Raw genomic sequence first — 26,835 nt, 5'->3', positions numbered from 1 at the left:
GCTGTTTCTCAAAGAACTATGATAAGTTTCAATTGAGATATTTAATTGTCTTTCTTGTTTTTGAATTCAAAGCGCTGGTTTGTTCTGGTGAGCATAACTTGTTTGGATGAATTCAACTCATTTTGGCTAAAGCAGTACACATAAAGCTTGTGTAAATAGGCTTGGTTCTGAGTAAAGCTAAAAAGATAGTCAGGTGATGGAAAGAAGCGAGCTATTTAAATGTCTAATCGCTGAGTTAAAGGGGCGCAACCCTAAAACTCAGCTAATCAAACAACCTAGAACAGAGGCTCTTTGACTATGAGTGATGGTACACAAAACCCCGCGAATGAGGGTAGTGTTAATTTATTAAATGCGGACGCTGATGTGTTTCACATTGAGCATTTTGAAATTGGCGAAAATGGTCTTCAAATTGATGCCGCCTTATTAAATACCTTTGGCTTTACATCATTGATGCCAGTGTCGATGATGATTTGCGAAGGGCAGTTGGTTATCACCAATCATAGTGCAAAGTGCGCATTAATGAGTTCGGCAGAAGAATTACAGTTGCGCCAAGACGAAACCAAAGCGGATCATAATCAAGCAATTCGAAGCTTACTAGGCATCGCTTGTGCTTTGCCTCCCGTGCCAAATTCGGGGTTTTATAAGCACCGTAGGTAGGCGGTTTTACTGCATTTGCCATTCAATCTGCCATTAAAGCGGTTACTAACTGCTATTTCAAAACCTACTGCTAAACTCATCGCCTCTTGTGTTTTATAAGAGGCGTTTTTTGTGGGTTTGGTGTTATGAAATTCAGCTCTCCTCAGCAATCTACTTTTCCTAAAACGGTATTTCATCTCTATCTACAATTTCTAACTCTGTTAAATGTTGGGTGAGTACGGAGGTGTCTAGTCTCTCAAGTTGTTCTTCATCCAAAAACAATCGTTTTAGGTTTTGGCAATGCACCAATGGGGAAAGATCCGTTATTGGATTACTTCTGAGATAAAGCCATGTCAGATTTTTTAGTCCGGTTAGAGGGCGTAGGTCGGAAATCTCGTTGTCTTCAAGATCAAGATATTCAAGTGAGGTTGAGCTGGCTAATGCAGATAGATCTGTAAGGTCATTGGAATGTATATTGAATCGTTTAAGTGAAAGTAAGTTGGATAAAGATGGCAGTTCAGCGATACTGCAAAAGCTCAAATCTAGTCGTTCTAAGTTTATTAACTGGGTTAGCACCTCTGTGCTGGTTAATGTTGCACCCTCTAAACTTAGCGTTTTTAAGTTTGTTAGCTTGCCAAGGTATTCACAGTGTAAAATTGTGTTGTGCTCGCACATTAGCTCTTCCAGTTGTGTCAAACCTGCTATATCACGACAGTCAATCCAATCAATATAATTTATAGAAAGGGTTTTAAGCCGAGTTAGTGAAGCAAGGGGCGAGAAACTTTCTATCGGATTCCCACCTAAATCCAAGATCTCAAGCTGATTCAGGGCTTGCAGGTTATTAATGTTCAATAGTTCTGCATCGTTCGCTTTTAAACGGCGTAATTGCTGCAAGTGACTTAAATGAGGCAGTGCGTGAATCTGGCTATCGGAAATATCCAATTCTTCTAGTGCGGTTAATTGATTTAATACTTCTGCTTTATCTTGGGTGAAAATGCCACTTAGCGATAACGCTTTCGGTGATTGGGCTATTAGAATATCGAGCGAACCAAAACTTGTTTTCCACAAGGTATTGATAATTTGATCTGATGACGAGGTAAGGAACACGAAATTTAATTCTCTACCAGCTACCTTTTCCCACAGCGTTTTGATGTGTTTTTGTCGGTCTTTCAGCTTTAGCTTAATGGTCGGGTTCATGACCACTTTGGCTTGTAATAAGAGATGCTCATCTTGGAGGCTAATGAACTTGCGGGAATGCTCAAATAACTGCTTAAGCATATCGGATTGCTGTTTACGGGACGATTCCTCAAATGCCAATTGCCATACTTCAATCCAGTTTTCATCGAGGATACTGTTTTGTAGCAGCTTGATCGTTTCATCTTCTTTAGCCCACTCAGGCCAGTTTTCACTTAAATAATAACCTGCAAAATACTCCTGAAAGGATAAGTGACTAAAAGAGAAGAAGTCTTCTGGTGGAGCGTCTTCACTTTTTTGGCCGATTCCTTTGGGAATTAAAAAACCGGTTCGTTTTTTTAAAAAATCAATAAGCTTTTCAGCTTCTTTTACTGCACTGGCAGGCAGCGAGTCTGGGTCTTCTGTAGATTCAACTTCATCTAATTCTTCTTCGCTGCAAATCACTTGGGCCAACTGTACTGCAAAAAAGCGCGTTAAATCGCTTTGATATATGGTGGTATCTCGTCTAGTACCAAATATAAACCCAATGCTATTCTCGTCATGCGGGTAAACAGGGTCTGCATCGGCATTTTCCAGATTCAAACTTAATAAATTCGCGCACTGCATTTGCCATGCGAGTTTGCCTAACCAAAGCTTAATATCGTCGAAGTGATACTCCATATTGTCGGCGGTAAATCCTACTTCGGTTTTTCTGGCTCTGTCTAGTGCCACTAAATAGGTAGCAATAATACGCTGGTATAGCTCCGCTCGACCGTTAGGCAGTTGCCCCACACGCCACTGAATAAAGCAGATCATGGTTAGCAAAACGGGGTTGCGGCTTAAGGCATCCAAATAGTGGGCATCTTGGCAAGTTGTTCGTAGCGTGTTGGCAAAGCTTTCGCTTTCGGTTTTTTTCGGTAAATAGAGCCGTGTCCAATTATCCACATACTGCGCACGTCGTTCAGTATCAAAAGGTGCTAAATAAAAATGCGGGTAAACCGGTTCGTCAGGTAGCTTGCTATAACCTACTTTGCTGGATATGTCCTCAAGAGCCTTTAAGGCTTCTTTGAGTTCTTTTTCGTGTTTTTTCTCATGCTCTTTTTCTCGTTCTTCTGGGGTTTTCGGATGCCAAAATTCTTGGCTATCAAACCCAACAACGCGAGCGGTTAGAATCAGGCGAACTTTTGGGTAGTCGCTGAAAAACTGTTTTAAGCTAGCAGACAACCATCGGCTGGTGTCTACACCAATTTCATCCACCCCATCAACCAATACAATGGCTTGTCCGGTGCTTAAGCAATGCTGGAAGGTGTCGCTTGACTCTTCCAATAACGCGCCAGCGGTTCCCATGCTACTGCATATCATTTTAAGAAAGTATTCGCTGCTAGTGTCGTTTGTTGGCTTGCGGAGTTTACGAGCGGTAATGACGACTGGTAGCAAATGATTGAACCAATTTTTCCCCGCGTTCTCGCTTTGGCTAGAAAGAGACAAAGTTAGCCATTGTATAAAGGTAGATTTACCAATGCCGGGGTCGCCCAACAGGGTTACACGCGGGTTGTCGGCAATGACCGTTGGCAAACGTAATAAAAAGTCTAATTCTTGTTTTTTGTTCTGTTTGACCATGTCGTCTGGATCAATGCGCTCTTTGGAAGCCGCCGGGAAAATATACAAGGAATCTAGCGATACTTTATTCGACGAACCTGTATATTCTTGGTCGTCCATTGCCAACCCTTGGTTGTCAAGGTAGCGATTGTCCGTTTGCAACGAGTTTAAATAGTAAAACAGGTCGCTATCGAATAAATCAATGAAGGTTTTATCGTCGGGCAATTCAAATTTTGGGAGGGGCAATTTTGCTGTTGTCATGAACTTACTCTACTGACTTATGCTAACCATTATAAGCGTGGATAAGCTGCTTTAACACCGCTTTAAAATCATCGTTTTGTTGCTTACGCAGTCGCTCTGCAATCACACTATTTGAAATCGGTGTTTTGTTTTCTAAGCGCCTATTTTCAAGCTCCTTTTGTATCTTCGCTTCTATATCGTCCATCGACTGAATGATTTTCATGGGGCGTAAAACCGATAAATCCGATGGGGGTTCTCCGATATGGTGAGTGTTGACATCAGGTTGGCGTAAGCCCTCTAACGGACTGTGTTTTAATTCATCCTCTGAAAACGTGCTGTCGGGCAGGGAGAATTTGTGTAAATCGTCGTAAAAATCAATATCCCATTCTAATTGCTCGTAAATTTGTCGGTAGCTTACATACAAGCAAGCCAGCAGCAACATGCCGCGAATTTTCAGTTGCCACTGTGAGTCGTTCACATCAGCTTGTTCGTTGTTAGATTGGCGTAATTCATAGCGAATGTGGCGTGCTAGCCGATTAACTATCATTTTAATGCGCCGAGGATTCGCCGGTAAGCAGCGAGATGAGTGAATGATGTCTTCCATGTCATTAAGCAATGATAGCAATGGAATATTGGTTTCATCCCCGTCGGTGATAGATAACAAGCGCGTTAGTTCTGTTTTGATCAGTGCTGCGCCTTTTTCCTGCGTCATTAACGGCAGGCGATGCGCGTCCTGACATAATTTTTCTAAATATTCCACGCCCATAAAGTATTTTTGAGGTGACTCTCCAAATTCGGATGAAATGGCATGTTCTAGTTGAGCTTGGTCAATTGCCATCACGATAACGCAGTTGGGTATACTCAAATACAACTTTAAGCCTTCAAGCAATTTTAATGCGGCTTGCGGTTGGCAGCGGTCTAAATCATCGATAAAAATCAGAAGTTTATCTGCGGGCTTGTTGTTCGTGGCGTCACTTTTCTGCGAACTTAACAAAGCATCAATGGCTTCTTTTAGTGCTAAGTGAATTTTATCCGTGGGTAGCGTGGCGAGGAGGTTGTCCTTTTCGTATTTCTCCGCAAGCTTTGGCATGTTTTTTAAGTCGCCGCTGGTTTTGGTTGCGACTTTAATCGCGGAATCGAAAATACTAAGGGAACCGAGCACGGTTAAATCCAGCATTTTTTTACCTGACGTTTTCAGCTTTTGTAACCAGCTAAACTCTTCTTTAATAGCGTGCAACAGAGCGACGATAGGTTGCTCTTCGTGCTGATAACGCCATGCTTCAAACCAAACGCCAATATAATTTTCTAGGGGAGGTGCTTGTTCGGTTGTGTGTAAGCTATCGATACTTGATTCTGCACCCGAATGGTTGTTCCAGCCATTACTGATGGATTCCGGGAGCTTCCCCGTTAGCCTTCTAAATAACTGAGCTAAAGCAGAGGTTTTACCGCTGCCCCAATAACCTGTAATAGCGAGTGTTTTAGGCGGTTTAGAAGCCCCAATTTCGTGTGCCAACTCATTAACAAAATGACAGTAAAAGTCATCATTTAAATAAGGCGCGTCATTAAGCGTTTTATAGTGGTCTTGAGGCATAGCTGTCTTCCGTGATTTCCAGAATGAAGAGAGGAAAATTTACAAGCAATGGATAGAAAGTCAACCGCTCAGCCACCGTGGTTAAATAAAATAGAAGCTTGTGCTTAAATTTAAGAAGGAAATCCTTACAACTTGCTTCGAAGCTTCGCCTTGCGTGGTATGTGGCTGGGTGTTCTAATCCAAGGCCCAACTTTGCAAATCTAAATGAAAGTTTAAATGCAAATTCAGTTACGAATGCACTGGTTTAAACGCCAATCTGCAAGGAGTTAGCACGATGAGCAACAAAGTTAAAAATAAGAATGTTGCAGCAACCATTGCGTTGCTTGCTGGTGGCTTTGGTATCCATAAATTTTATTTAGGGCAAACGTTATGGGGATGGATTTACCTCGTCTTCTTTTGGACTTTTATCCCCAGCGTTGTTGCGTTAGTTGAGTTTATTTTGTACTTGTTTATGAGCGAAGAAGAGTTCGACGCTAAATACAACAAGCCAATACAAGTAGAAAAAGCCATTTAGGCGTTTGCGGCCATTGCTAGCAATAGCGGGTTCGCGCTGTCTACCAATATATCTTCAATTTGCTTTTTTGCGCGCTTGAACATTGCTTTTAAATGCGGTTTTAAATGCTTCGCACCATCTACTTCCGGTTTGAAATAGCAAACTAGAGCATGCAAAAACACACATTCATCCTCGGCTAACGCCGCTTGTCGATTTGCATAAGGGTTATAACAAGAAGCGCAGCTTCCCCGAAAGTGATATGCCGTATTGGTGATCATTACGCCAAAGCCTAAGTAAATGGAAAGCGCATCGGCAAGCAAGGCTAAGTCGGCATCTTCAGAGGGCTTTTTTGCCACATGATGCAACATGACCAAGGCCAAGCCGTTTGCCATGCTCGACACTAAATCTTGCGGCTGGTTAATTTGATTTGGATTGTAAGATAAAAACACTGGATGCGGAGGCTGCACCATCAATTGTGCATTTTCCCCGCGCAATGCATCTTCAAATTGGAAAAAAGGAAATTGTTGTTGCCAAGGTAATTGATTCGGCTGCGCTAGGTTAATTGGCCATTGAGACAAACCTGCATATTCTTTAACGCGCGAGAATAACGTTTGTGACATTTCTTCTATGCTACTGACTTTTTCGGGAAAAAACTCGCCGGTTGGTTCTACCACGCGTGTGGATGCTAAAAAATAGGTGTGATCAAAATGCTCCGCGCACCAAACGAACAGGTTAATAAGGATTTCAGCACTACCGTCGTCTAGCAAAGGTTTGGTTTTAAAGAGTGAAAGCATGGGTCATGTGTTGTTATCGGTAACAGGAATTTACCAGTAAAAAAGAGAATGCTTTCGGAGTCAAGAAAAGCAGCGTTTACGGTTAAAAAGTATCAATATTTTAAATTGGGTTTAAGTATAAATACGTCAAATATTGGTTACATTTTCTAGGCTTATTTTCCGAGATGGAAGTAAAAATCACCTAACTAGAAAATAAACGAAGGATGTAAATAATGAGAAATACACTTAAAAACCTTGCTTTAACATCTGCGCTATTAATGACAACGCAAGCATTTGCCACCGATTTAGTTTGTGATGTGTACCTTAAACCGGGCGCTGGCGGAAATACCCTAGGAAATGGTACCGCGCACTGTGATGGTTTCGACTTTTCTTTCAGCAACAGCACAACAGGGCGTTTTTACTTGAAGAATATTTCTAAACCTATTCAACAAGTTATATGGCAAGGTGGCGCGAGTAGTTGTAGTGGTGGTACGCAGTGTACTGTAACACTACCAGCATATTCGCCGAAAACGGCCACGGCAATAGTGTTGTATGATGATGGTACTTACGAAACAACCAATTTGTCGCGCATGTATTATGAATCAGGGTTTTAAAACTGAGGACATGATGGAAGCATCGTTTTAGATTCAGGCAATAACGATATCGCCAGAAGATAAATATATAACCAAATGGGTGGGTTATCTATATTCTGGCGATACATCAAATAGACAACGGCAATAATAAACGACAATTTTCGGATATTTAATTTCTATACTGCTTAAAAATCAGTAACATAATGTTTTTGATTTGTTGGTAGTTGTTGTGAACACCTTAAGCAGTATTTGTTCTCATTATCTGCAAATTTGCAGTAAAAACAAAAATCTCTCTCGTCATTCTTTGAAAGCTTATAACATTGATATGACACAGTTTATGTCGTGTATTGGTAAGCAGTTTCCCATCCAGAATATTACCAAATTTGAGCTACAAGCATTTCATGAGCATCTTGCTGACGAATCGCTTGCGCCCTCATCCATAAAGCGCAAACTTGCATGTATTCGAGCTATGTTTAAGTGGCTTGAACATGAAGAAATGATCGAGATTAATCCGTTTCATAAGTTCCGAGCCAACATAAAAAGTGCGCGACGTTTACCCAAAAACGTACCGGCAAACGAACTTAACGCCATGATAGTACAAGCGAAGTCGGATTTGGGGCTCACTAAGCGGCAAAGTTACCGTTACTCGCGTTTGGCGAAACTGGTGACGCGCAAGAAAAGCCTTAACAAGCTAACTACTTTGGTGTCGATAGAGCTGATGCTTAGCACCGGAATTCGGGTAGGGGAGTTGTCCGGTATCAGCATTAATTGCGTTGATATTTATGATCGCAAAATTAAAATTTTAGGCAAAGGTGCGCGAGAACGGTATGTGTTCCTGCCAGACGAAGAAATATGCGATTTAGTGGAGTCTTACCTAAAACTGCGCGGCATTTGCGAACCGGATACCGACAACTTATTAGTTAACAGCCGTGGCAAAGCCGCTTCCACACAATTTATCCGAAAACTTATTAAAGATAACGCCGAAAATGCTTATACCAAACAAAAAGTGACGCCACACATGCTGCGACACAGCGCCGCCTGTGAGCTATTAGAATCTGGCTTAGACATTCGCTTCGTACAACGACTGTTAGGCCACAGCAGCATATCAACCACCGAAATTTACACCCACGTTAACGACAAACAGCTCAAAGAAAAAGTATCTCAAGCCAACGTAAGGGGGAGGGTTCGTAGTATGGATAACTAGGAATTATGGAGCTTTTGGACATCACGGTTGCAACCTTTTTAACTATTGTCCTGATACTTGGCGGTTATCAAATATATTTTCTTCCTCAGAAGTTCCCATTAAAACCCTCAAAAAAGCTACTCATATCATTTGATGAGAAAATCCCCTTTCGGCCTCGCTGGGTTTGGGTGTATTCTTTTTTCTACTATCCCTTTATTGCATCGATAGTTCTAACCGTTAACGATCTAAAACAGTTTTGTTATGTGGTTCTTAACTTTCTCATTTTGCTGCTATGTCAGTTAACCATCGCTTACTTCTTTCCAGTAAAAACCCCTCCACATTGGCGGGAATATGATTCGAAAGGCTCGTTATCCAAACGATTTCTGAGTTTGGTTCATCACTTTGATAAGGGTGGGAACTGTTTTCCATCCATGCATGTTGCAACGTCTGTGCTTACTGCATTACACATTATCTATAATGTATATGGATCTTTTGTTATTGATGGCGTTTGGGTTCTTGTCATGCCTGCGCTCATAGCGGTTAGTGCAATTTATACCAAGCAACATTATCTAATAGATATTCCAGCAGGCGCTTTGTTAGGTTGGTTGGTGTTTGTGCTACACCTTAGTATTTATACTGTTTGAGTAACAAAAAAGTGCGAAACGATTTTATAACTTAACGTTAGTAGTGAAATAGCGAAACTGATATTGGGGATGGTTAGTGTTTGAAAGTGAACTGGCCAAACTCTCAAGTTGTCGCAAAACTTAGTAGACTTTTCTATGAGTTCAGCAACTGATACCACTCGATCTAAATCTAGAGAACTCCAATTTGGTGAAATAGCACCATCTAAAAAACGCTTCTCAGCTTCACTGGTACTTTTATTTAAAATTGCTGTTTTTTGAAACGTCATTACGTTATGCAAATGAAAAAAGGGTAAAGCTGAGCACAATCCCATGAGTAAATAAGGGGCAAGCAACCAAATTCGCCGACTTTCGTCGATGTTGAATTGCACATAATCTCTCAAAATGAAAATACAAAGAACAACAAATAATGTGGTAAGTGCGTACATAATATAAACGCATGGCGCTATGGCTACTGAAATACTTCTGTGAACTGTTTTCGTTAAAGAAATGCCAAATTCTGCAACTTTTCTGTCGCGAATAAACAAAATGTACCGTCCATATATTATGGAGCTAAAACATAAGAATGACATATAAAGAGAGGTCCATAGAAAGATAAGTGCCCCCGTAACTGACACTTCGGCTTTTCCTTGCGAATTGGGCTCAAATGCGGCAGTGAAGAAGACACCTCCAATAAAACCTTTGTAGTAGAAGTGCATTAAGCCAGTTCCGACGATAGCGGATATCACGACCATCCCTATGCTGTGGTAGTAAGGTAGCTCCCATTTGTGTTTAAAGTAACGATAGGATTGCGCGTATCCACTCTGAGACTTTAGTAGAAAATAGATAGCGAGAGGATTGAGCAAAAGGAAGTTAATGATGGTGGAGTGGTTTTTAGCATAAGCATATTGAATAACTTCCTTTTCATTGATAATAAGCTTTACATCATCAATCAATGTTCCTTCAAAATAACTGGCTAAGCCAACGGAAATACTCGCCACTAGACAATAAAGAATGGCGATAGAAGAAGGGCTTAATCTAACAGCTCTTTCCATAATTCCTAGTTATCCATTTATTATTAAAAACCAAATTTGCGGTGTCGGAGCGGGAGCTGCATTGGTGGAAATGCGTAATACGCAGTTGGCTGCTGGCTCTTTCCGCGCGACTAAATATCTGTTCCAAACTATCAGTCACCTTTAGAGAATTAGGAGCAAACCCTCAGCCGCAGGGAAGCGGCTGTGGAGCCTACATGGAAGTATCCACGGCGAGTTTGCGATAAATCTCTATGGGTGAATGACAATTAAACACGGCTATTTAGGCAAGCAACAAATAAGGGACAGCAAATAGAATGGGTGTGGATTCTAGAAACCTAATACTCGCAGATGGGATTTAATCATAGGTTTTTAAAGGTATCAATATCTACCTAATGGGGTTGCACTTGTTTTATGAAATGGCGGATGCGTGATACAAAAAAGCCTGCCTCTGAAACGTCGGGCAGGCACCTTTGTGCACGATGCATAAGAAATATCCTGTTTGATTAAATTCCCTGTTCAACGGTTTGCAAGTAGCTTAATACTTGGTCGGCGTTTCTTTCCTTTGAAAACTCTTTGATACCTTTGCCGTTGCAAGACAAGTTTTCTTCGTTAAGTAGTAATTCGTAAACGCCTGCTTTGCTGGTTGCGAACACGCCCACTTTATTGCTGAAGCTTCTGCGTAGCAAGCTTACGTCGTCTTTGGCAACGGCTTTACAGAAGTTCGCTAATTCTTGGTTGCCAACAAAAACTAACTCTTTGTCGAATGAATCGCTGGCAGATGCATAGCATGAAAGTAAGGCTGTTGTGGCTAAAAGTAATTTTTTCATTGTTAAATCCTCATATTGTTCTTAGGTAGTCGAAACCTTGTTTTTTGAGTGCGTGGTTCGGTTTCGGATGTTTGTGTTGTGTGCCTATCAACTTCTGAGCACGTAATCACTCTAGCGCAGTTAAAACAAGAATGTTGTTTAATTACTATAAATGGAACGTTAATACAGGTTTAAATCGGGTTGTTATTGAAGTGTTAAATGTTTAAGTGATTGAAAAATAAGAATAAAACATAAATGTATATAACGTTAGTATCTGTTGTATATTTTCATTTGATCTAAAAATTACATGATTATTTGTATTTTTAGGTAAATTCCTTTCATAAATTGGCGATTTGTTAACACATGAAAGCTTATTTTAGGTTGTTACAACGGCATGTAAGGGGGTTTTAGGGATCGTTTGTAACACCTTTTTAATGCTTTTGAAGTGGGCTTTGAGCGTTTTGAGATGAAATCAGTCATACAAATATGTCGATTTTGACAATCGTATGTTGCTATTCGTTTGAGTATAAAGTTATTGGCGAACGATTTATTTGGGCTTTAGAGGTTGGTTAGCTCAGGTTTTATAAGGCTTTTGGCTACAGAGTAGTTAAACACCACATGACTTCCCCGCTGCTAATTAAATACAATCGCGTATGGATCAAAAATCATACCATAACCAATGTCATCTACTCATACCTTTGTTTTCTGTGGCGTTGCTACTATTAAATATATCGAAAGAGAAGATGTATTGTCATAACAGATAGGTGGTAGATATGAGTAAGCATTTTAAAATAATTGCCCTTTTGGCCTTTGCTGTAATGAGTTCTAAAAACGTTTCTGCTGCATCTTGTGTTATTGATCGGTTGCATTTAGCAGATCCTGCGATGTCTTGGGATAACCGTGATAGTGTTGGCGACCTCAAAGCTTCTCAATTTAAAGTCGAGCAATGCGAAGCGCCCCAAGGCAGTATTATCACCAATGTACGTGTTAATTTTGGTTACTATACCAACCCCAATATTTTAGCGAACGGATTGATCTGGGGGAATTATGGTATGACGGTTTCCGCTGGTGGTGTGCAAGCTTCAACAACGGATACTGTCATTTCAGGCGTGCGTCCCCGCAGCATTGAAAGTGGGAGTAATCTATCTGCTTTTAATGGCATGGAATTAAATCGTGTAAAATTCAATGTGTATTCTAAAGTCACTAATTATTCGGTAGATTTAGAGTGCAATCATCTTCAATCCGAAATTTGCAAAAACTTCATGTCAGCTTCCTATAAACTCACAATTGATTATGATGCACCCGCCGCTATCCCATCGTCACCAAGCCAGTCTCAAACGATTATTGATGAGTTTAACCAAGGGATAACCCTAATGTGGTCGCCTGTCTCAGAGGCTGACTATTATGAAATCGACACGCATTTTATCGATTCAACGTTAAACACCGCCTCTACTAGCGAACCCCATCGTTATATTAGTTACTCACCTAAAATGACATGGCGCGATAATAAGGTGAGCAATCGTCAATTTCGGATTCGCGCGTGTAATTCAGCAGGTTGCTCTGCGGATACGAGCATTGTGAGCGGGAAATAAAAATTATTTGAGGCGTGGTGGGCGCTTCTCTATATGACGTGATAATAACGCTGTTAGAGTTAGTTTCTTTTCAGAGAAGGCTGGTTACTAATCGTGGACAGCACTAGGTAAGATTGTTGCAAATTTGTTAATTTACTTATAGATAGAAGTAGGATTTAAATACTAATTTGTGATTCAACAATGATTCTTGGATTGTATTTATCCTGCTTATTTTCATTATTTAGGATGTAATTTCGTTTTTCAGGTCGGAACGGTTTCATCTTGAGTCGAACTCACTTATATTCATTTCTTAAGTTGCCTTTTTCAATTTTGAGGAGTGATACAAGTGGAGATGATGTCTGGGGCCGAAATGGTAATCCGGGCGCTTCGGGACCTTGGTGTTAAATACGTTTTTGGTTATCCCGGTGGCGCTGTTCTTGATATTTATGATGCGTTATTTGCCCAAGACGACGTTAAACACATCCTCGTCCGCCATGAACAAGCCGCGGCTCATATGGCGGATGGTTATGCACGGGCGACAGGGCAAACTGGCACTGTGCTGGTCACGTCGGGTCCGGGTGCGACTAACACCATTACCGGTATAGCGACAGCTTACATGGACTCTATTCCCATGGTGGTGCTCTCGGGGCAAGTGCCTTCTACTCACATAGGTGAAGATGCTTTCCAAGAAACCGATATGATTGGGTGTTCACGCCCCATCGTAAAGCATAGCTTTCTTGTTAAACGCGCCGAAGATATTCCTGCTGCTATTGCCAAAGCCTATTACATTGCGAATAGTGGGCGACCGGGTCCAGTTGTTATCGATTTGCCAAAAGATATTGTTCAGGATGTACGTCAATATCAGTTTCCTGACAAGGTGTCGATCCGTTCATACAACCCCACTGAAAAAGGGCATGGTCGACAAGTTCGTAAAGCCGCTGACGTGCTAAAAGAAGCGAAACGACCAGTAATTTATGTTGGTGGTGGCGGTTTGAAAGCCAGTGAAACTGGCCAACTTTTAGCATTAGCTGAACAATTAAAAGCGCCGGTTACTACAACATTAATGGGGCTAGGGGCTATTCCGGGACAGCATCCTCAATGCATCGGTATGCTTGGGATGCATGGTACGATGGAAGCTAACAAAGCGATGCACCACGCGGATTGTATTTTGGCTCTGGGCGCGCGTTTTGATGATCGTGTCACCAATAACATCGATAAATTTTGCCCGGAAGCAAACATCATTCATATTGATGTTGATCCTGCTTCTATATCCAAAACTATTAACGCTCATATTCCAATCGTGGGATCTGTCGAGCGTGTTTTGGAGCAGCTTACGCCTTACCTTAAGTCGGTTAATTCTGAAAAGCAGGAAGAAAAGCTTGTTGATTGGTGGCAGCAAATTGAAAGTTGGCGAACGCGCAAGTGCTTGAATTATGCGTCGGATGTAGACGTTATTAAACCTCAGCAAGTCGTTGAAGCTTTGTACAAACACACAAAGGGGGAAGCTTACGTTAGTTCTGATGTAGGACAGCATCAAATGTTTGCAGCTTTGTATTATCCTTTTGCTAAACCGCGTCAATGGATTAATTCTGGTGGTTTAGGCACGATGGGATTTGGTTTGCCGGCAGCAATGGGGGTACAGTTTGCCTTTCCTGAAGCCGTTTCAACGGTAATCACGGGTGATGCCAGTATTCAAATGAATATTCAAGAGCTATCTACCTGCTTACAGTATAATTTGCCTGTAAAAATCATCTGTTTAAATAATCGTTCACTTGGCATGGTAAGGCAGTGGCAGGATATGATTTATCAAGGTCGTCATTCGCATTCTTATATGGAGTCCATGCCTGATTTTGTGAAATTAGTTGAGGCTTATGGACATGTTGGGATTAAGGTTGATCACCCGTCAGAATTGGATGCCGCCATGCAACAGTGTTTTTCGTTAACTGATAGGTTGGTGTTCGTTGACGTGGCCGTTGATCCCACTGAGCACGTTTACCCAATGCAAATCAAGAACGGCTCTATGGCCGATATGAAGTTAAGCAAGACGGAGCGTACCTAATGAGACGGATAATTTCTGTATTAATGGAGAATGAGCCGGGCGCATTATCTCGCATCGTAGGGTTATTTTCCCAGCGTGGTTATAACGTGGATTCATTGTGTGTTACCACCACAGGCGATCCAACCTTATCGCGTTTAACTATCACGACGCACGGTGACGATAAAGTCATTGAGCAAATTACAAAACAGATTAATAAGCTGGTGGATGTGTTCAAAGTCATGGATTTGACTGAAGGTGAGCACATAGAAAGAGAATTAATGTTGTTAAAAGTGTCAACGCCTACTGAGCAGATCCGCGCTGAAGTAAAACGCAATGTGGATATTTTCCGGGCTCAGATTCTCGATGTCAGTGCTAAAACTTATACCATTCAAACGACCGGCTCCAGTGAAAAACTGGATGCTTTCCTAACTTCGATGAGTGATTACACAGATGTCGTTGAAGTGTCGAGAACTGGTGTATGCGGGCTGTCTCGAGGAGAAAAATCACTTCACATCTAGCATCCGCTAAAACAGATATAACGATTTCTGTCGTTAAGGCCGATTGCGCACCTTCTATCTTATTGGATGGGTGCGCTTTTTTCATTTTGAAGACAGGTTTTTTCTAAACCTTTTCCCCTTTCTTCCCTACCGAGCCTGATGCACTTGTGCTTTTTCATGTAGCTAATTGTTGGCTCGGATATAACTTCAGGCTTGTAAAGTAACGCTGTGGTTATGTAGTTAAGGTTTAGCAATTCATTTCTCATTCTGTCACAGCGTTGTTACTTCTTCATAGAGCAAACCATGTAAACGCCAGATAACCTCTAACTATAGAGCTTGCTAGAGCTTGGTATAGCGCTTTCTTGTAGGTTTCCTAGCTTCTTCCTTAACTGAGTGCAAAAGCGCCATTGACGATGCGCTAAGGGGTTGGAGCTTGAAAAGCGTTTTAAGGCATTTTTATTAATGAAAGGAACTAGCTTTGAGCGATACGTTTCCATGTGATTTAGGAAAAAATAGCGTTTTTTCATTAAGTTATTAAAGCGCCAATAATCTATTTAAATTTAGATTCTACATTTATGCTTGAGCAAATTTTATTGTGGAATTGTCGCTCTTTTAGGTAACTATTTGATTAAGTTTAGTATTTTTAGTTTTCTAATTTTTTACAGTTTTTGGTCCTAATTGTTTTTCTAGTCTACTATTAATTTCGAAGTTACTAAGGGCGTGTGATGATGAGGTATATCGAAAATATATATCTTAGTATTAAATCAATTCTGTAAGCGTTTTCCTTAAACGTTTTTTAAATTCCTGCTTTTTGCTTTTAGATAACCCTTAATTATCTTTATTTAATATTCTGTAAATTGATCTCGCGCATGGTTGTTTTGATTTCACTTTGTTACATTTGTAAAGCGGTTAGAAAAATTACCATAGATATGCGCTAACATCTATAAGTGGGTAAGTATATTATCCGAGCCGTTGACGTCTGTTCGTTGGTCAATTTACTGAATTAGAATGCACGAATTATGTATAAAAATCTCCCTTTGGGAGATAATATTGACCGTTTTGCGGAAAATGACCATCATTTATTAAAAGGCATAAAATCATATAAAACAATCGACTATCTTGCATTTTTGGGGGGTGTCGGCTAAGTAACAATAATTGTCGCTAGATTAATAACCAAAATGCGGACTATCTTCTTACATTACATCTAACTCATGGAGGGAATATGACAAGAGTGAAAAGCGGAATATTTAAATTAAAAACCAATGTTTTCTCACTCTAAATTAAGGATCTTATCCAATTGTGTATTTGTTGGAATAGTTTTTAAAGGAAGACGTTAATATTTTTTTATGTGTTTTTGTTCCGCTTGAATATTCGCTTCTGTTGTTACTTTGCTTTACGTCATTGCTAACAATAATAGATAAAAGTGCGGGCGTAGGAGTAAAAAAAGTAAGTGGTATCGACTACTTTTGCTATTCGGGAGATTGAACTTTACCTTTTATAGCTGTAGCCTCTTTGACGTCATTTTTTATTGATTACTCGATGTAGGCAATAAGGGTAAATAAGAAAGGGAATTTCAACGTTACTCGCCCAAAGCATTATTTATTGCTGGCGGTTTATTAAATAAAAAAATGATTTAGTTGAACTCAAAGGAACTATTGTTATGAAACTGTTTTCTCTTGCTCTGCCAACGCTTATATTGGCATCAACTAGCACGCTACTAATTAATAACGAGGATGCTGAAAAAACAAAGCAGTACATTGTTATGGCGGACTCATCAGAAATTGCACTTAATAGTGTTATAAAAAGCGGTGCGCAAATAAATGAGAAACTTCCGCTAATAAATGGAGTCGTTGCCGACTTGACTGCAAAGCAGTTGGCTAAACTAGCTAAAACAGGAAACCTAAAAATTAGTCGCAATGCACAAGTGGCGGTATCCAGCTTTGCCCCTATTCAAAATGCCAAGCAAGATTATGTTCAAAGTAATGGCGCGAATGGCAATGAGGTTGATACCACGCTGATAGAACAAACTTTTGCGAAAAACCTACAACTTAGCGGTACCATGGGCAATGATATTGCCGTGGCAGTTTTAGATACTGGTATTCAACCGATGAGTGGCTTATCTAATAACGCACAAGGTGACTCACGAATTCTTGGCACATATGATGTTTTCGCTGATGCTTTCAGTACACAAAATAGCGACGAAAACGGACATGGTACGCATATTTCTTCCATTATCGCGAGCAGCGATCAAGACTTAGATTCAGATTATTTTGGTATGGCGCCCAATGTTAACTTAGTGGGTGTGAAAGCATTCGACCAGTCGGGTGCTGGTTCTTATGTTAACGTAATTAAAGGTATTGAGTGGGCAATCGCTTACAAAGACGTTTTCAATATTCGCGTGTTGAATATGTCTTTTAGTGCGCCAGCTCAGAGTTTTTATTGGGATGACCCGGTTAATGTCGCGGTTATGAAAGCATGGCAAGCAGGCATCGTTGTAGTTGCTTCAGCGGGAAACCGTGGTTCTGATGAGCCAACTATCGGTGTACCAGGTAATGTGCCGTACATTATTACGGTTGGGGCGGCAACCGATTCTAATACTGCATTCGACACCAGTGACGATGGCGTTGCAACATTCTCGTCTGCGGGACCAACGGTTGAAGGCTTCGCTAAGCCCGAAGTTGTTGCTTACGGTAGTAAGCTCGTAGGCAAGATGCCAGGTAATGCTGACATTCCAGTAATGTATCCAAGTACCCACGCAGCGGGTGAGTATTATTCAATGTCTGGTACTTCGCAAGCTACAGGGGTTGTTTCCGGTGCCGTTGCTTTACTCCTTTCTGCCAATCCTAACTTAACACCTGATCAGATTAAATGTCGTCTTATAGATACAGCTAACCCATTATTGAATGGAACTGATGGTGCTGTGAGCGCATTACTCCAAGGTTCGGGTTTAATAAACGTTGAAGAGGCTGTGAATAGTGATGCCGATTTCTGCGCCAATCAAAACATGAATATTGAAGCTGATATTTTAGGCAGTGAACATTATGTTGGCCCTCTAATGGAATATGATGGCTCAGGTGGTGATCCTGCAACTGATGGTAACTTGTGGCGTGATGGTAACTTGTGGCGTGACGGTAACTTATGGCGCGACGGTAACTTATGGCGCGATGGTAACTTATGGCGCGATGGTAACTTATGGCGTGACGGTAACTTATGGCGCGATTCTACATTAGGCGATAACGCCGAAACATGGATGGATACTAACTCTGTGGTCGATGCCAGTGCAGTTATTGCGGTACACCCTGTCATGTAAAATACATTTTGGGCGATAACAAAGTTAGAAAAGATCTTAGCTCAGGTTTTACCTGAGCTTTTTTATTTGTTAAAACAGCGTTTGCAACTTTTATTAACCGTGGTTCGATGTATATCCGTTATCTCCTTATCTTATTGTTTATCTTCTTAGGATCGTTTTCTGCGCATAGCTCAGAAATGCGATTTGATGTTTATGATATCGATAGAGGTCTTGCCCAAGAAGTTGTTAGAGGTGTTATCCAAGACCAGCGTGGTTTCCTGTGGATCGCCACAGAAGAAGGTTTAGATCGCTTTGATGGCTTCAATTTCGAGCCATTTCGTCATGAACCGCAAAATCCCAAATCGCTTTCCAGTGATGTGATTACCGATATGGCCATTGACGATAGTGGCAATATTTGGTTAGGCACATTCGGTGGTGGAATAAACCGCTTTAACCCCCTTACAAATCAGTCAACTCGGATCGGTGCGCAGTCCCTATCCAGTGATCGTATTCAGTCTATTTTTATCGATTCAAGACAACATATTTGGGTTGGAACCTTCGAACATGGGCTGGATCGGATAATTCCTGACGAAGAAAAGATTGAAATCGTAAACTATAAATTACAAGGAGATGCCGCAAGTCATCCATCCATAACCGCTTTTACCGAAGACAAATTGGGGCGTATTTGGGTGGGAAGTGATGGTGGAGGCATTCGGATCTATGATGCGTCTCTGTCGGAATGGCGAGCATTCGAAGATGTTTTCTCAGGTATTGATATTCAAAATGCGCATATTAGAAGTTTACTGGCTGATGAAAAGGGCAATATATGGATAGGAACAGCCTCAGAAGGCCTGTATCGCTTTCATTTAGGCACCGAAACACTCTCGCATTTTAAAAATGAGCCGTTTCAATCTGAGGGCCTCAGCGATAACCGCGTACTATCGTTGTTAGAAGATAGCGAAGGTGTTATATGGGTTGGCACAGATGATGGTGTGAACTTAATTCGAGATGATGATGAAGTCGTCCAAATTCGCCATTCTGATACCAATCCAAACAGTTTAAGTAGCAATCGCGTTCTGAGTATTTTTGAAGACACCAATGGTTTAATTTGGCTAGGCACATTCAGAGGCTTAAACAAATGGAATCCTATTACGGATCGCTTTAATCATACTTTACCGCGTATTTCAAAAAGTCACGATCACGCCAACATTACCGGGTTTGCTGAGTTCAAGTCAGGAGACTTTGCTATCGCGACTTATGGTGGAGGGGTGTTAATACAAGAACAACAAAGCAGTCACTACACAATTATTTCCGAGGATAATGGCTTACCTGATAACCGTGTCATGAGTATTTTCGTTGATAAAGACGATGGATTGTGGATTGGCACGCGAGCAGAGGGACTCGTTTATATCCCATCTCCTGATGCTGAAATTCAGTATTTTGTTAATGATCCCGATGATTCAACAAGTCTGCCTTCAAACGGTGTAACGGATATTTATCAAGATAAGCATGGTGATATTTGGGTATCAACCTATAACGGTGGTTTGAGCCGAAAGGTTGGGGGCGGTTTTGTGACTTATACCGCGAATCCAAGCAACGATAGGTCGTTATCTTCAAATAATGTGATGCAAATTCATGAAGGCGCTGATGGACACCTTTGGTTGGCGACGGTTTCTGGGCTAAACCGATTTGATCGTGACACAAATCGTTTTTACCGTTACCAACACGATCCTGTGATAAAAGAGAGCCTAAGCTCAAATATGGTGTGGCACTTATTTGAAGATACGCGTGGCAATTATTGGATTGCAACCGAAGGGAATGGCGTTAACTTATGGCTCAAAGAAGATCGCAGAAAAGGCATTCCAAGGTTCTTGCATATTGGGCGTCAAGAAGGATTACCAAGTAATACGGTGTACGGCTTTGCCGAAGATAATGAAGGCCGTATTTGGATGTCTTCTAACAAAGGGCTTGTGCGTTATCATCCTCAAGATGGCAGTGTTGAGTATTTCGACAAAAGTCACGGTTTGCAAGGCTATGATTTCAATCAAGGCGCGGTACTAAAGCGCTCAAATGGTGAAATCTACTTTGGTGGTAGTAACGGCTTCAACCATTTTTCAGCCGATTTTGACCCAATAGATTCTAATCCGCCAAACGTTGAGTTGCTGAGTGTGTCAGGCATTAATAATTCAGAGTTTGATGGAGATACTCACTCGAAAATTACCCTCGCGTATAATGATTATCTGGTTGCGTTTGATTTCGTTGCTTTAGATTTCGCTGCGCCAGAGAAGAATCAATATCAATATAAACTTGAACATTTTGATAGTGATTGGGTAAGTGTGGGTAATTTGCGTCGAGCAACCTATACAAACCTGCCAGCGGGTTCCTATACCTTTATGGTGAAAGCATCCAATCACAACGGTAAATGGAGTGAACCACAAATCAATTTACCCGTAAAAGTTGAGCCGGCTCCGTGGTTAACGATTTATGCCTTTGGCGCCTATGCAGCGATTATCAGTATTATCATCATGTCGTTGATTCAACACCAACTGAAAAAGTTTGCACAAGAGGAAGCACAACGGAAACGTTTGGAGCGCGTTGTTGCGGAAAGAACCAAAGAGTTGGAAGATCAGAATAATAAACTTACGGCATTGAATAATGAACTGGAAGCAGCTTATCGAGTTGATGCCTTAACAGGACTTAACAATCGGCACTTTCTTAATGCCTATCTCGGGCAGCGTTTAAGTATTATTGATCAAGCTCATATGACGCTAGGTAAAGAAGCGCAACATATGCTTATTATGTTGTTAGATATGGATAATCTTAAGCCAATTAACGATACTTTTGGTCATGCTGCGGGTGATGCGGCAATTTGTCACCTCGCGAGGATGATACAAGAGCGTATTCCAAAAGAATTCCACCTTATTCGTTGGGGTGGTGATGAATTTATGTTGGTAGGAGAAGTTAAGGACAAACAAGAAACCTGCGCTTGGATTGAGAACCTTTATGGCTCATTGAAAGCAGGTAGCTTTTTCTACTTTAAGCAGAAGATTCAACTGACTTGTTCCGCTGGTTTTGGTTTTTATCCCTTTGACCATGAAAATCCTCGGGCTCTATCTTGGGATCAGGTTTCTATGGTGGCAGATAAAGCGCTGTATTCTGCCAAAATGGAAAAAGGTAATTGGTGTGGGGTCATTGGCCCGACTCGAGAAATTAATGAGCTGTATTTGAACGAGTTATTGCGCTGTAAGCACATCAAAGAAGTGGAAGGGCTGGTTAAAATTCTTGATACCAGTAAAGCGTAAATTAATTGCTTGTCGAAGGTTGAATTAGGGAGAGATTTGTTCCTGCTTTTGGTAAGCACTAGGCGTTTCACCTAACCATTCTTTAAAACACTTGGTGAAGTAGGCTTGGCTTGAGAAGCCTACTTGATCGGCGACCAATCCAACTTGTATACCTGTTTGCAACAGCTCCTTGGCTTTAATTAGGCGGTATTCCCTTAAATACTCACCCGGAGTAAGACTCAGTAATCCTCTCATCTTACGTTGCAGTTGGCGTTCGCTTAGACCCAAATGTCCGGCTAAGTCTCCCATATTAAAAGCTTCATCTTGGTAGTGCTTTTCAACTACTGCGTTTAAACGTTCAAGGAAACTGGCCACTGCGGCATTATCGGTATGTTTCTTTTTGTTTGGCTCAGCTTGAGTTCCAAATGCTTTTTCGCTTAAGAGCTGGGTTTTAAGACGCGCTTGGAGCGATTCTCTTGCAGACAATAAGTTTCGTAAACGTAAAAGCAGTTCCTTATAGTGGAAGGGCTTGGTCATGTAATCATCAACTTGTTTTTGCAAGCCTTCGAGTCGAGTATCCATATCAGCTTTTGCAGTAAGCATTAATACCGGAATATGTGCGGTTAAATCGTTCGACTTCAACTGTTCAACTACCTCAAAACCTGAAATATCGGGCAGCATTAGGTCGCAAATAATGATGTCGGGGATCGCCTCCTGAGCTTCTTCTAGCCCTTGCTTACCAAGCCCGGCGATCTGCGTTTCAAAATTAAGTTCTGTGAGGTGGGCCAAATACTCTTGCATATCAGCATTGTCTTCAATGATAAGCAGGCGATTTTTATCCTTGGCATCGGCATCTGGGTTAACCTCCTCATCATGCCGGGGCGTGAATAAGGGCGCTTCATCATCAAAGAAGGTTACTGGAGTAATCTCACCGTTAAATTCTTTTGGCGCATCAGTTAAAGGAATATCGATAATGAACTTACTACCTTCTCCTTTGATGGATTTGACTGACATCTTCCATGAATGAGCATTCACTAATTCATTCACCACCGACAAGCCAATACCGACGCCAAATGTTTTAAGGGAGTCATCATTGTCTGCGCGTTTAAAGCGATCGAATAATTCGGATGTTTCGGAAACGTCCATTCCCGGCCCAGTATCCGATACGATAATGGCGAGGAGCTTCCCATGAACTTCCATCTTCAATTGAATATTGCCGCCTTGTGGCGTGTATTTATAGGCATTACTTAACAGGTTATAGAGGATCTGCTGAAGGGAATCTTCGTGAATATTTGCCCAAAGACTATCGACGAGCTCATATTCGAAGGTCATGTTTTTATGCTCACAAATCGGACCAAATAGTTCGACAGTGTTGCGTACTACTTCCGAAAGAGGCTGTGGTGTGGCGTTCAGTTTTGGCGCACTGGTAAGCTTTGACAGCATTAACAGTTGCTCCACCATTTTCAATATTCTTGCGTTATTTTTCAGCGCCGAGCGCATGCGGTGTTTTAACTCGGGAGCAAGATCAGCATCAATTCCTTCTTCCAATGCGCCTTGAATAATGGTCAGCGGGGTTCTGAATTCGTGAGTAATGTTGGCGATAAATTTGTCTTTGACAGATAACGCTTGATTCTCTGCTTGTTTAAGCGGAGATATATCCACAAAGCTAACAAGTAAGTTGCCTTCGTCGTCATCCAATGTTCGCATGTAGCACGGAATAGAAACGCCTGTGGAGGTTTGTAGCGTCACCTCTCGTTGTGCATTGCTAACTAAGCGTTGGCCTGAGTGAATGCTGGTTTCCATCCCACTGAATAACTTACCAAATGCATCATTAGGCTCGAAAATACAACTAAATAACTGACCCTGTAACTGGCTAAAATGATAGCCGAGTAAGTCTGATACACCAGAATTGGCGGAACGAATTCTACCGGAGGCATCCAGAAGTATTTGTGGAAATGGATTGGCCTTAATTTTAATGACTTGTTGTTGGATACGAGGCAGGCTTTCGTACTTCGTTCTTAAGCGTCGATAGCGCTCTACAATATGCTTTTCTTGTTTTGAGATAAGTAAAATAAAGCTCAATACCCAAAATACTAATAACCATTCCCTATTCACTTCGGCTTCATCATAAAACCAACCGAGGGAATGCCCCGTTGCGTGAATAATGGGTAGTACACTGGCTGAAATTAACAACGGAGAAGGTAGCCAAGAAGGTAATGATCGCCCAGCTTTAGGTAATGCGGTGATCTTTGGGTTCATCGCCATGCTAAAACCAATATAGGGGATGTACCATAATGTATGACTAAGCGGATGCGAAAAGCGCTCCATGAGTCCGGCCGTTTGGATGACTTCGGTTGAGTCCAAAACCAAAAAGGTTAAGGATGAAAAGCCTAGCCAGAAATAAGTTCGAAAACTATCAGTGCGCCGGCTCTGGAGTGCTTTTATTGAGAATAAAAAGAGTAAGTACACATCCAGCACAATGTAGAACATATATGAACTATAGAGTTGTCTAAACTCATTTTGGCTGGTTTGACTTGGAATAATCACTAAGTAGGCAAAGACGCCAAGGACAAAGAAGATTGCACCATATTGTTGTAGCGCAATCACTTCTCTGTGACGGGTTTGATAATTTTTTAGAATGACCGCAAATACCAGTGCCATAAAGAAACTGAAGTAGCCATAAGCCGCTATTTTCAGTTGCGCATCTAGGGAGCGATTGAGGGCTGAAATATAAATGCCCAGTTTAGTTAGAAACCAAAGTGTCATGGCAAGGCGAATATTAAACCAGAATAAGCGCTCGCCGAGATTATTGCTGTTTCGTGCCATACGAAACGAAGACACCATGACTATAACGCCCAGCCCTAGCTCGATGATGTTTTCATCTAATATGCTGAAATATCCTTGCAGTGGGTCCTTGAAGAAGGAAGCCACTATTACCGCCGCAATAACATAGAATGTCTTGGACGGATTAAACAGATAACTATGCTGCATAATGCTCGTGCTGGTTCGTTAAGTGAGAAGGTGCTAAATGATTAGGTATAAATTTAAGCACTGTTAAATTAATTGACCAATCATAGCGCATTCGTTAGTCAAAAGTACATTGCTTGTACAAAGCTAATGCACCTTTGCTGTCATGTTGATTTTCCTTAACTTTCGCTAAAAGTAGAACGTCATGCTTGTCATTGCGTAGGCTCATTGCCTTGCGTAAAACTTTTTCAGCTAGTTCAAAATCACCGGCCTGATAAGCTAGGTATCCTAATGTTGATAGTAATTCTGGGTTGTCAGGATCCTTTTTGAGCCAACTTTCTATGAGTTTAATGGATGCCGTTGGGTTCGGCAGACGCAATGTTTTGAATAATGGAAACAGTTCGTTGATCAATACTTTTTTCTGAAATGAGACCAACGCAGCTTCGGCATCTTGATACATAGATTGAGATAGCAGTTGCTTAACATATGCGACCTGATTGGCCACGTCAGCGCGGGCTTTACGTGGTTGTTGCTCCCACATTGCTTTTAGTTGGTAAGCCCCTTCCTTGCTAGCAATTTCTGCATAAGTACCTTGCGCTGCATGCTCTTGCCATCGCTGAAGTTGATCTTTGCTGAGGTGTTTTTTCCAATCGTTGAGCTTTTTGCTGAGTGTAACCCACTGTTTTTTAGCGACTAAGGCTTGGGCATATTGCTCAATGACTTGGGGATTAACTTGATGTGTATTGTTAAGTTGCGCCAGAATAAGCAAAGCTTCATCGGGTTGTTGATGAGACAAATAATGCCGGCTCAATTGGATGCTGGCGGCCACCACGGAGGCGTTGTTGTTTCGAGCATTTTGCCAAGCTTCAATAGCTTTGTCTTCATGACCCAATTGGCGTTCAACCTGAGCCAGTGCAAGGTAATTTAAACCTGAAAAGTCAGCGCCTGTGGCTTTCTTTAACTGCGTTCTCGCTTGTTCCAAATTACCTTCATTAAGAGCGATGAGTCCTGAACGAAACGCCTGTTGCAAGCGTCGTTGAGATCGGCCAGATAACCAATTGCGTGAGCCAGATACTAGGCCAAGTGCGCTCTTTAACAGCTTCTTTAAAAACCACAAGCCAATCCACACAGCAAGGACGATTAATGCGGCTGAAATTGCCGTCATCTCAATCGTATAGCTTTGCCACGCAATGAGCACATAACCTTTGTTGGCAGCGATGTGCGGCCCAATATACAAGCCACCGGCTGCCATTATTGCAAGCAGAAAAACGATCAGTAGCGTGCGTCTCATAAGGCGTTCTCCAAAGCGGTTTGCTTGATGAAGTCGTTTAAGGCGAGCTCTGAGCTAAGCTGCTCTGGGTAAGCGGATTCGAACTCGTGGCTTTGCAATTGCGTAAGTTGTTCTAGCGTTGCTTTACCTTGTGCTGAATCCATCACGAAAAAGCGGTTAAAGGCATTTTCTACTTCTTTTAGCGCGTTGAGATAAATTGTTTGTTGATTTCGCAAAAGCGCACTTTGGGCGATAAGCAATTGGTATTTCACCTGTTCCGCAACTAACCATTGCTGCTGTTCACTAATAAAGGGCGAAATGGGCTTGTCATGACGAGTGACATCAAAAATATTATCTTTCAACCAACGTTTAGTGCGGGCCCAAGCACCTTCATCTTTTAGGCTTTTATCGGTGGCGCCTTGGGTTTGCAGTTTACCGGGTTGAATGAATGATAATTGTGGGATTTGTTGATACAACGCCTGAATTTGAATCGCCGTTTTTGTGGGGGCGGCGTAATTAAGCGCTTGAAGCTGAGCAATATCTTGGGAAAGCTTTTGGCGAATTGGATATAAGCGCGAATCGGTGATATTGGCTAACTGTTGATCCGCAAGCTTGAGTAATTGAATTGATGTTGCGGCATCTTTCTCAAACCACAGTTTTCGTCCTGCCATACGCAATAAAAAAGCGGCTTCTGATACTTGCCAGTGACTCGACTTTGAGCCAGAAAGGCGTTGAGTTTGTTCAAATATTTCTGCGATACGTTGATCTTGTGCGCCGAGTTTACCCTGAATTCCAGCAAACTGCTCTTTTATGGCATCAATATTCTGCTGCTGTACGCTATTTAATTGCGAGATCAATTCAGTTTGAAGTTGGTTTTGTGCTTTCTGTAGTTGAGTGATTTGGCGACTTTGATCGGCTTGATATTGTTGCCAGTATTGCCAACCTTGGTACCCAGCAAAACCCGCAGCCCCAATTAGCCCCAAATTAACCAAGGCGAAAAACCACGCCAAACCCGTTCCCTTATTGGTATTTCGGGGAGCCGCTACAGTACGCTGTGTCGTTTTTTTTGGTGCGCTTTTAGGCGTATTACTGGACGTTGCCTCTTGGGCTTTTGTCTCAACGCGGGACTCTGATGAGGATGACAGAGTTGTTTCTGCTTTCTCGTTATTCTTTTCAGTCAT

Annotated in this window: 18 protein-coding genes; 10 read left to right on the top strand and 8 right to left on the bottom strand. The window is 41.6% G+C overall.

What is annotated here, in order from left to right; translation table 11 throughout:
• The first annotated feature begins 297 nt into the window (after positions 1–297).
• A complete protein-coding gene (locus HJG39_RS12680; RefSeq protein ID WP_268409609.1) occupies positions 298–657 on the top strand; it encodes a hypothetical protein in 360 nt (119 codons plus the stop codon).
• A 159-nt stretch (positions 658–816) separates the two neighbouring features.
• On the opposite strand, the gene HJG39_RS12675 is transcribed toward HJG39_RS12680, so the two are convergent.
• Both HJG39_RS12675 and HJG39_RS12670 read right to left on the bottom strand, forming a co-directional pair.
• Positions 817–3,669 carry an NACHT domain-containing protein gene (locus HJG39_RS12675; protein WP_268409608.1) on the bottom strand — a complete coding sequence of 951 codons (2,853 nt, stop codon included), beginning with the start codon at positions 3,667–3,669 and terminating at the stop codon, positions 817–819.
• A gap of 22 nt (positions 3,670–3,691) precedes the next feature.
• A complete protein-coding gene (locus HJG39_RS12670) occupies positions 3,692–5,239 on the bottom strand; it encodes a KAP family P-loop NTPase fold protein (RefSeq protein WP_268409607.1) in 1,548 nt (515 codons plus the stop codon).
• A 274-nt stretch (positions 5,240–5,513) separates the two neighbouring features.
• Between HJG39_RS12670 and HJG39_RS12665 the strand changes: the two genes are divergently transcribed.
• Positions 5,514–5,753: a TM2 domain-containing protein gene (locus tag HJG39_RS12665; protein ID WP_268409606.1), complete on the top strand. Its 240-nt coding sequence runs from the start codon at positions 5,514–5,516 to the stop codon at positions 5,751–5,753.
• Here HJG39_RS12665 and HJG39_RS12660 read toward each other — a convergent pair.
• Complete coding sequence (locus tag HJG39_RS12660; protein ID WP_268409605.1) at positions 5,750–6,526, bottom strand: hypothetical protein; 777 nt, start codon at positions 6,524–6,526, stop codon at positions 5,750–5,752. The two genes, HJG39_RS12665 and HJG39_RS12660, sit on opposite strands and share 4 nt — an antisense overlap.
• A gap of 212 nt (positions 6,527–6,738) precedes the next feature.
• On the opposite strand from HJG39_RS12660, the gene HJG39_RS12655 reads away from it, so the two are divergent.
• The 3 genes from HJG39_RS12655 (at position 6,739) to HJG39_RS12645 (ending at position 8,925) form a co-directional block, all read left to right on the top strand.
• On the top strand, positions 6,739–7,119 hold the full coding sequence (locus HJG39_RS12655) for a hypothetical protein (protein ID WP_268409604.1): 381 nt from the start codon (positions 6,739–6,741) through the stop codon (positions 7,117–7,119).
• Positions 7,120–7,327: 208 nt separating this feature from the next.
• On the top strand, positions 7,328–8,302 hold the full coding sequence (locus tag HJG39_RS12650; RefSeq protein WP_268409603.1) for a tyrosine-type recombinase/integrase: 975 nt from the start codon (positions 7,328–7,330) through the stop codon (positions 8,300–8,302).
• 14 nt (positions 8,303–8,316) lie between these two features.
• Positions 8,317–8,925: a phosphatase PAP2 family protein gene (locus HJG39_RS12645; protein ID WP_268409602.1), complete on the top strand. Its 609-nt coding sequence runs from the start codon at positions 8,317–8,319 to the stop codon at positions 8,923–8,925.
• Here HJG39_RS12645 and HJG39_RS12640 read toward each other — a convergent pair.
• Positions 8,913–9,956 (bottom strand): hypothetical protein, encoded by a 1,044-nt coding sequence (locus tag HJG39_RS12640; protein ID WP_268409601.1) that lies wholly within the window; start codon positions 9,954–9,956, stop codon positions 8,913–8,915. The genes HJG39_RS12645 and HJG39_RS12640 overlap by 13 nt on opposite strands.
• Before the next feature lie 482 nt (positions 9,957–10,438).
• Entirely contained in the window at positions 10,439–10,762 is a 324-nt protein-coding gene (locus HJG39_RS12635; RefSeq protein WP_268409600.1) for a hypothetical protein, read from the bottom strand.
• A 752-nt stretch (positions 10,763–11,514) separates the two neighbouring features.
• Here HJG39_RS12635 and HJG39_RS12630 point away from each other — a divergent pair.
• The 5 genes from HJG39_RS12630 (at position 11,515) to HJG39_RS12610 (ending at position 21,438) form a co-directional block, all read left to right on the top strand.
• On the top strand, positions 11,515–12,333 hold the full coding sequence (locus HJG39_RS12630) for a hypothetical protein (protein ID WP_268409599.1): 819 nt from the start codon (positions 11,515–11,517) through the stop codon (positions 12,331–12,333).
• Positions 12,334–12,658: 325 nt separating this feature from the next.
• Entirely contained in the window at positions 12,659–14,371 is a 1,713-nt protein-coding gene (locus tag HJG39_RS12625) for an acetolactate synthase 3 large subunit (RefSeq protein ID WP_268409598.1), read from the top strand.
• Positions 14,371–14,868, top strand: a complete 498-nt coding sequence (gene ilvN / locus HJG39_RS12620; protein ID WP_268409597.1) for an acetolactate synthase small subunit — start codon at positions 14,371–14,373, stop codon at positions 14,866–14,868. Before HJG39_RS12625 ends, ilvN begins: the two co-directional genes overlap by 1 nt.
• 1,639 nt (positions 14,869–16,507) lie before the next feature.
• Positions 16,508–18,157, top strand: a complete 1,650-nt coding sequence (locus HJG39_RS12615) for a S8 family peptidase (RefSeq protein ID WP_268409596.1) — start codon at positions 16,508–16,510, stop codon at positions 18,155–18,157.
• A gap of 176 nt (positions 18,158–18,333) precedes the next feature.
• Complete coding sequence (locus HJG39_RS12610; protein WP_268409595.1) at positions 18,334–21,438, top strand: two-component regulator propeller domain-containing protein; 3,105 nt, start codon at positions 18,334–18,336, stop codon at positions 21,436–21,438.
• A gap of 24 nt (positions 21,439–21,462) precedes the next feature.
• On the opposite strand, the gene HJG39_RS12605 is transcribed toward HJG39_RS12610, so the two are convergent.
• The 3 genes from HJG39_RS12605 to HJG39_RS12595 form a co-directional block, all read right to left on the bottom strand.
• Positions 21,463–24,408 (bottom strand): hybrid sensor histidine kinase/response regulator transcription factor, encoded by a 2,946-nt coding sequence (locus tag HJG39_RS12605; RefSeq protein WP_268409594.1) that lies wholly within the window; start codon positions 24,406–24,408, stop codon positions 21,463–21,465.
• A gap of 94 nt (positions 24,409–24,502) precedes the next feature.
• Complete coding sequence (locus HJG39_RS12600; protein WP_268409593.1) at positions 24,503–25,675, bottom strand: heme biosynthesis HemY N-terminal domain-containing protein; 1,173 nt, start codon at positions 25,673–25,675, stop codon at positions 24,503–24,505.
• Positions 25,672–26,835 carry a uroporphyrinogen-III C-methyltransferase gene (locus tag HJG39_RS12595; protein WP_268409592.1) on the bottom strand — a complete coding sequence of 388 codons (1,164 nt, stop codon included), beginning with the start codon at positions 26,833–26,835 and terminating at the stop codon, positions 25,672–25,674. Before HJG39_RS12595 ends, HJG39_RS12600 begins: the two co-directional genes overlap by 4 nt.

The sequence above is a fragment of the Alteromonas sp. a30 genome (assembly GCF_026788005.1).
Lineage (GTDB): Bacteria > Pseudomonadota > Gammaproteobacteria > Enterobacterales > Alteromonadaceae > Paraneptunicella.
Note: the sequence above shows the minus strand (reverse complement) of the source record. Positions and strands in the feature narration are given on the sequence as shown.

Bases quoted from the DNA above. Each gene is read 5' to 3' on its own strand.
- HJG39_RS12680 (WP_268409609.1), top strand. From the start codon at position 298: ATGAGTGATGGTACACAAAACCCCGCGAATGAGGGTAGTGTTAATTTA.
- HJG39_RS12675 (WP_268409608.1), bottom strand. From the start codon at position 3,669: ATGACAACAGCAAAATTGCCCCTCCCAAAATTTGAATTGCCCGACGAT.
- HJG39_RS12670 (WP_268409607.1), bottom strand. From the start codon at position 5,239: ATGCCTCAAGACCACTATAAAACGCTTAATGACGCGCCTTATTTAAAT.
- HJG39_RS12665 (WP_268409606.1), top strand. From the start codon at position 5,514: ATGAGCAACAAAGTTAAAAATAAGAATGTTGCAGCAACCATTGCGTTG.
- HJG39_RS12660 (WP_268409605.1), bottom strand. From the start codon at position 6,526: ATGCTTTCACTCTTTAAAACCAAACCTTTGCTAGACGACGGTAGTGCT.
- HJG39_RS12655 (WP_268409604.1), top strand. From the start codon at position 6,739: ATGAGAAATACACTTAAAAACCTTGCTTTAACATCTGCGCTATTAATG.
- HJG39_RS12640 (WP_268409601.1), bottom strand. From the start codon at position 9,956: ATGGAAAGAGCTGTTAGATTAAGCCCTTCTTCTATCGCCATTCTTTAT.
- HJG39_RS12635 (WP_268409600.1), bottom strand. From the start codon at position 10,762: ATGAAAAAATTACTTTTAGCCACAACAGCCTTACTTTCATGCTATGCA.
- HJG39_RS12630 (WP_268409599.1), top strand. From the start codon at position 11,515: ATGAGTAAGCATTTTAAAATAATTGCCCTTTTGGCCTTTGCTGTAATG.
- ilvN (WP_268409597.1), top strand. From the start codon at position 14,371: ATGAGACGGATAATTTCTGTATTAATGGAGAATGAGCCGGGCGCATTA.
- HJG39_RS12615 (WP_268409596.1), top strand. From the start codon at position 16,508: ATGAAACTGTTTTCTCTTGCTCTGCCAACGCTTATATTGGCATCAACT.
- HJG39_RS12610 (WP_268409595.1), top strand. From the start codon at position 18,334: ATGCGATTTGATGTTTATGATATCGATAGAGGTCTTGCCCAAGAAGTT.
- HJG39_RS12605 (WP_268409594.1), bottom strand. From the start codon at position 24,408: ATGCAGCATAGTTATCTGTTTAATCCGTCCAAGACATTCTATGTTATT.
- HJG39_RS12600 (WP_268409593.1), bottom strand. From the start codon at position 25,675: ATGAGACGCACGCTACTGATCGTTTTTCTGCTTGCAATAATGGCAGCC.
- HJG39_RS12595 (WP_268409592.1), bottom strand. From the start codon at position 26,835: ATGACTGAAAAGAATAACGAGAAAGCAGAAACAACTCTGTCATCCTCA.